Source organism: Candidatus Chloroploca sp. Khr17 (genome assembly GCF_004138165.1).
GTDB lineage: Bacteria > Chloroflexota > Chloroflexia > Chloroflexales > Chloroflexaceae > Chloroploca.
The window spans coordinates 1-1219 of record NZ_RYFF01000154.1 but is presented as its reverse complement, the minus strand read 5'-3'; the positions used below and the strand labels follow the sequence as shown (position 1 = coordinate 1219).

At 67.4% G+C, this 1219-nt stretch carries 2 protein-coding genes; both read left to right on the top strand.

Translation table 11 applies throughout. The features are described from left to right. The coding region (locus tag EKD05_RS26245; protein WP_205704095.1) for an NACHT domain-containing NTPase at positions 1-894 on the top strand (894 nt) is incomplete at its 5' end. After that, positions 891-1219, top strand: a 329-nt coding sequence (locus EKD05_RS25485) for a hypothetical protein (RefSeq protein ID WP_165361000.1), incomplete at its 3' end; no start/stop codon positions are given. The genes EKD05_RS26245 and EKD05_RS25485, both read left to right, overlap by 4 nt.

Sequence of the window (1219 nt, the reverse complement as noted above, 5' to 3'; positions counted from 1 at the left end):
GCCTGCGAGACGCTCGATGCGGCCCAGTTCGCTCAGGTGGTGGCCGCGCATCCCTGGGTGCAGCTAACGGGACCCCAACTGGTGACGGAGGCGATTGCAGGAACGTCGCGGTTGGTGCTGCTGGGTGAGCCAGGGAGTGGCAAGAGTACCGTCTGCCGCTATCTCGCCCTGACCCTGGCCCAGACGGCCCTGACGCCCACGTCGCCGCTGCCTGACTGCTTGGTGGGGTGGCCTGCGGCGACCATGCCTCTGGTTCCCGTGCTGGTGCCGCTGGTACCCTTTGCCCGTCGGCTCGAAGCTGCGCCGGGACAGGTGCTGGATGCGACGGCGCTCTGGAATGACGTGGCGGCCACGTGGCAAAGCGACGGACGTTCGCCTGGGCTCGCGGCCGCGCTGTATCACGAACTCGAGGCCGGGCGGATGATCCTCTTCCTGGATGGCCTGGACGAGGTGCCCACCGTGGCGACGCGCCGCCTGGTGGTTCAGGCGCTTGAGGCCTTTGCAACGGCGTACCCTCAGGCTCATATGGTGGTGGCCTGCCGCGTGCGCGCCTACGAGGGTGCCCGCGACCACGGGTGGCACCTGGCGGGGTGGCCGACGGCGACCCTGGCCCCCTGGACAGACGGCCAGATGCGCCAGTTTGTGGCCGCGTGGTATGCCGCAATCGGTGGCCTGCCCGCGACCGAGCGTGCGCGGCGCCAGGCCGATTTGCAGCTGGCCCTGACGCGTCGCCCTGACCTGCAACGGCTCGGGAGCAATCCGATGCTGTTGACGATCATGGCGCTGGTGCATTTCAATGATAGCCAATTGCCCGAAGAACGTGCGGCCTTGTATGGCCGCTGCGTGGCGATTCTGCTGGCCCGGTGGGAACTGGGACGGATTGTGGCTACGTGAGCGCCTATGGCTCGTTGATGACCTATCTGGGGATGCCCGAGGTGGATGTGCAGCGGTTGCGTCCGATGCTGCAACAGGCGGCCTATCGTGCCCACCAGGCGCATGTGCCGGGCCAGCCGGGTCGGCTTGCGCGGGCCGAGGTGCGCGAGTTGGTGGCGGAGGCCTTAGCCGCGTTGCAGCATCCCAATCCCTACGAAGGGGCGAAACAGTTCCTGACCTACACCGACGGGCGGGCCGGGTTACTGCATGCGCAGGGGGCCGGGGAAGACTATGTCTTTCCGCATCAGACCTTCCAAGAGTATCTGGCGGGCCTGGAACTGGTGAG